The sequence below is a fragment of the Salinimicrobium marinum genome, assembly GCF_014651535.1.
Classification (GTDB): domain Bacteria; phylum Bacteroidota; class Bacteroidia; order Flavobacteriales; family Flavobacteriaceae; genus Salinimicrobium; species Salinimicrobium marinum.
Genome location: NZ_BMXB01000032.1, coordinates 1 through 4872 on the forward strand (window position 1 = coordinate 1; position 4872 = coordinate 4872).

The 4872-nt window shown below is 31.8% G+C and carries 2 protein-coding genes and 1 pseudogene; 1 reads left to right on the plus strand and 2 read right to left on the minus strand.

Features of this window, described 5'->3' with window-relative positions; genetic code table 11:
• Positions 1 to 104: 104 nt before the first annotated feature.
• Positions 105 to 443: pseudogene (locus tag IE056_RS18130) on the plus strand (transposase); the annotation flags it as partial.
• 31 nt (positions 444 to 474) lie between these two features.
• Here IE056_RS18130 and IE056_RS18135 read toward each other — a convergent pair.
• Together IE056_RS18135 and lepB are read right to left on the minus strand one after the other, a co-directional pair.
• Positions 475 to 2409, minus strand: a complete 1935-nt coding sequence (locus IE056_RS18135; RefSeq protein ID WP_189606406.1) for a hypothetical protein — start codon at positions 2407 to 2409, stop codon at positions 475 to 477.
• Between the two features lie 259 nt (positions 2410 to 2668).
• Complete coding sequence (lepB, locus tag IE056_RS18140; RefSeq protein WP_189606407.1) at positions 2669 to 3328, minus strand: signal peptidase I; 660 nt, start codon at positions 3326 to 3328, stop codon at positions 2669 to 2671.
• Positions 3329 to 4872: the final 1544 nt, after the last annotated feature.

Consider the following 4872-nt stretch of genomic DNA (forward strand, 5'->3'; position numbering starts at 1 on the left):
AAGTGTACATTTCTTCCTGTTTGCTCATAATAAATATTATTTTAGAGCAGCAAAGCTATCGGTAGAAAGTCAGCTAATCAAGATGCAGTTGGTGGGGTGGATACGTTTTAACTGATGGATTTTCAAATTTTGAAAACTCCCGGCAACTCTGCAGTTACGCCGGGATCACTCCTACCCTACGCCAGTCAGGTACCAGCGTGAGAGGCCGAAGCCAGATCACTAAAATGGGCAATGCAAAACGTAGAAACCTCTTTTTTATGTGTAGTTTTTCAGCCAGTAAACACAACAAGGCCTGCAGGGAAATTTATGAACGAATTATAGCAAAGGGAAAAAGCAAAAAATTGGCTCTAATCGCAGTGTGTAATAAACTCCTAAAACAGGCATTTGCAATTGCTAAATCAGGTTTGCCTTATGATGAAAAATTTGTCTCGAAATTGGCTTAAAGAACTTGTTTTTTAACTCAGTTCTTTGTTTTTATATGTTGTTGGCACCAGTTTGTTGTATGAATTTCTTGATTTCTAGATCATCTTTTATTTTATAGATAATTAAAATCAGAATTTTTAGAAGAATATATAAGTCATTTTTTTGTTCATCCTGGAGATTACTATTGGTACCGTGCAAATATTTGTTTCTTAAATCTAAACCGTTCGAAAACTCCTTTTTATTCAAATAATAATTCAAATATTTTCTCTCTTCAGTTGTAAATAATTTACTTTCAAATTTGACCATTTTGATTTTCTCTAGGTCATTAATCTTTTTTCTTAGTTCTTCTGGATGATGCCAATAATTGATTACATCTTCGTAATGTAATATGCCAATGACATTAATTAAATTGGAGTCATTTATTTTAATAATATTATCTTCATCAGTAACTAAATAGCCTTTAGAAATTAAATAATCTATTTCGCCTTTTTGGTAATTTTCAAATTGATCATAATTAACTTTTTCGTTTTCAATTAATTGATAAAAGGTAGAATATTTCCCTTGGAAAGGTTTTACATAATGCAGCATCGATTGTCTTGAAAAAAAATCTCGACGTAACCTTATAAATTCTTCTCCTTGTCCATAAACGTACTTTTTTTCTACTATACTTTTAATTTTTCCAAAATAAAGAGGAGACGAGCTAAATTGAATTAAATCAAAATCTATGTGTCCTTCTTCCACATAGCATTCGTACTGCTTAATCAAAAATTCTAGCTCTGGTGCTAGAACTCTAATTTTTTCATAAGGTGATATATTTTTTGAAGGAACAGATATCCTTAAATTGCTAATTTCAAATTCTTGGTTTAGAAGTTCATTTACTTGGAAAGAAATCACTTCTTCTATTGATATATCATTTTCCTCTAAATAATGTAAATAGAGAGCAATTTGTAAATGAGATAGGAGTCCTTTTTCATAGAATTTTTGCGAAATCCAATACTCATTCTTTGATCTCATTAAAACATTTTCAAATGAATCTATTTGATAATGTTTTGTTACTAAATCTATGCAGCCTTGATCATTTATATACTTAAATAAACTTGAAAAGTTTTGAAAAATACCATTTAGTGTATTAGTATGATTCAACCATTTTTCGGAATAAGAATATGTCAAAGTACCTTCGTCTCTTAATATTTTTATCGGTTCTTTCTGATCAGCGGAAATTGTCCCACCTATTCTATGATTAGATGTCACACCCTCTTCTAAAATTTCCTCATTTAATCTGTCTGATACTTTTTTAGCTTTAAGCTTAATTTTGTCTGATAGTTTTAGATGCCTTGATTTTACAATTAACCGAACATAGTTAAGATTTGCATTTGGTGATAGTAAATAGTTTTCAATAATTTCTTCTATCTCCGATTCCTTAAATTTGGGAAAATTCATCTCGGGGTGATCGGAAAAGTGCTCTTGTTCATAATAGGAAAGCAATAATTCGGCAGTTTCACTTGATTGGATAAGGTAGCTTTTAATTTCTCTTGAAAAATGATCAACAATCTTCCTTTGCCTTAATACTGGACGAATATTAAAACGTTTGTTTTTCATTAAGTTACCCAAAGTATTTGAACTTATTTTCTTAAACGTACTGAATTTGCTTATAAGACTCCAAAATGAATCGTAGTAATGGAATTCTATTTCTGTAAAAAGTTTTAGAAAATTTTCATCATCAATGCTAATCCAAAAGTTTCTTATCCACTCCCAATATTTTCCAACGATATCCTTATATTCTTGTATTGTTGCTTCATCCCAACGGGTTAGAAAAATCTCGTGATCGAAATATAATTTGATTTGGTATAACTCTATTATATCATTTACTTCTAAACTGTCTTCTGAATTTAATTTCTTGAAAATTTTTTCGGCACTTTCTAGATTTCTATCTGCAGATAAGTCATACTTTGAATAAAATACGACTCTTTTAAACTCATTTTTCATTTAAATTGAATTACGATAAAAATTGCTTACAACGTCTCGTATAAAAACTGTGCGAGCTGGCGTGCGTGATTGTCCGCAGGACAATCCGTTAAGCAAGCGAGCAAGGAATTTCGATTTGAAACAGGTTTAAGCATTGTTTTTATATATTGTTGTAAAACGTTTTTATTCATTCGAATAATCCAAGCGCAGTCCATACTCCTTTCTTTTCATCGAAAACTGCTGGATACTCTCACAATGTAAATGAAATATCATTCCCTCCTCAATAAGTCAAAATAACGCTACCTAAAAAATCCTTCTCATCAATAGGTCCTAAATAACGAGAATCTAATGCCATCTCCCGATTATCACCTACAGCAAAATATCTACCCTCCGGAACAACAAAAGGACCGAAATGATCTAAGTTCCAGTTTTTTCCATACGTCTCTTTTATAATAGGATCTATTACCCTTTTTGACCTAATGAATCTTTTGCTCTCCTTCAAAGATTGTCCCACCTTGTCATTGACATTTAAAAAAACTGAATCCCCTTCTCCTGCAATATCGCATATTCTGAAATCCTTTAGATACTCTAATTCTTCAAATTGTATTTTTTTTAGACCATAGTAATGAGCAAGATTTAAATCTAGATCTAAATTTCTATTGTTTCTGTAAAGAATTCCATTGACTATTGTCATCGTATCATTTGGAAAGCCGACAAGTCTTAAAATCTGATATTTTCTTTCATCATCATTTACTACAATCCAATTATTTGATTTTTTTGGAATCCATTTTGAGAACAATACTACTTCATTTTCAACTAAATTCGGATAATTAGAACAGTTCATAACTTTCCTAAAGGATAGAATATTTAAATTACTGATAAGCACGATAACTATTATAGCGATGCTGACTCCTATTATTTTTATTTTTCGTGACCCCATTAATATTCGTGCTGAATTTGTTGTTAAAATTCAATTAATACCAATTTTCAATATTGCTCCTATTTCCCTTTTTTCTCGCTTTTTTTACTTTGACTTTAGCCGAAAAAATTAATGGAAGTTTCTTCATGTGGGGAATGTTTTACAACGTACTAATAAATGTAATACTACATTTTATTTCGAAATAAAATGTAGTATTACATTTATATCTCTTTTGTTTTTACCGGCTAATTTAGCGGATTTTTGATCTTGAAAAAAATATTAATTGCCACATGAGTAAATATCTGTAGTCTTGGTGCTTTTATGTCCATAAGCTCAAAAAACCTACCGTTATGAAGCGCAGATAGTGATTTTTGGGCACGCCTCCGGTTGGTCAGCCTCATACTTGAGCTAACCTAGTCTGCTAATTTATGTTAAACAAAACGCCATGAAAAGGATCCTCCTCTATTTGTTCATTACCGGCTTCATAGCGTGTAATGAAAATGAAATGTCCCACACTGAAACCGCTGAAATAGTGGCTGGAAGTTTTTATCACAACGATACTAACACACAACCGCCGAAAGTTTTTCTGTTTTATCAAACCTTCAGGATCTATTTGCTGAAGATGAAAAATCAAAAATTAATTTTGCAGTCATTGAGGATACCATTGCTGGTGACCTTGCCTGGGTTCGCTATTCCACTTCGTTCGAAGAAAAACCGAGCGTATTTAAGTTGGTTAAAGAAGATGGGCAGTGGAAGGTAACAGAGCAGAAACCGCGGGAGAAGGTTCCTTTTTAGAAAAAATCAGAGTATGAGTTAAAACTTGTTACTTATACCCTTTTTTTGAGGAAATTAATTTGCCCAATTCAATTCGAAATTATCCTCACCGCAGTCCTTTAGAATCTTAATGTTATATGAATATTGACTACAACATCTCGTAAAAAAACGGTGCGAGCTTGATTGTCCGCAGAACAATCAGACGTTCCATTCGAGTACGGACTTACACCTTGCGACTGGTTTGAGCAGTGTTTTTATATATTTTAGCATTAGTTTCAGTCTTTTCCATTTTATGCTATAACCTTAGTCTCAATCCCATAAATTTCAAAAATTACTATGGCTTTATTTCTTGTCCATATGTCGCTACATATAAGTAGTCACATTCCACAAGGAATCTTTTCAGGACCTATAAGTATAAGATGCTCAAACAACTGACACAACATAACTAATTTATTAGTTATTAGTCGAAATCTTTGGTCGCTAAATATTTTTATAACATATTTACACTGACTAATATACAAGCTTAAATAATACGGTTTTCCTGTTTAAAATTAAATAATAAATTTAGTTATACTTATTTCACTACTTTTTCTTTTAAACAGTTTTTCGCAAACCCAAGGAATAGCCATTTACAAGATGGAGTTCGAGGGGCTGGGCGTCGACGAAAGTCTCGAAAAAGAGAATCCCTGTAATGCTCCCTAAAAATTAGACCATCGGTTAAGTTTAAAATTTAGTAACTTTAATCGATGAATATGAAGAAATCCAGAAGAAAATTTACAGCAGCTTTTAAG

Excerpts from the sequence above, each read along its gene's own strand:
- lepB (WP_189606407.1), bottom strand. The coding sequence starts at position 3,328 with ATGGGGTCACGAAAAATAAAAATAATAGGAGTCAGCATCGCTATAATA.
- IE056_RS18135 (WP_189606406.1), bottom strand. The coding sequence starts at position 2,409 with ATGAAAAATGAGTTTAAAAGAGTCGTATTTTATTCAAAGTATGACTTA.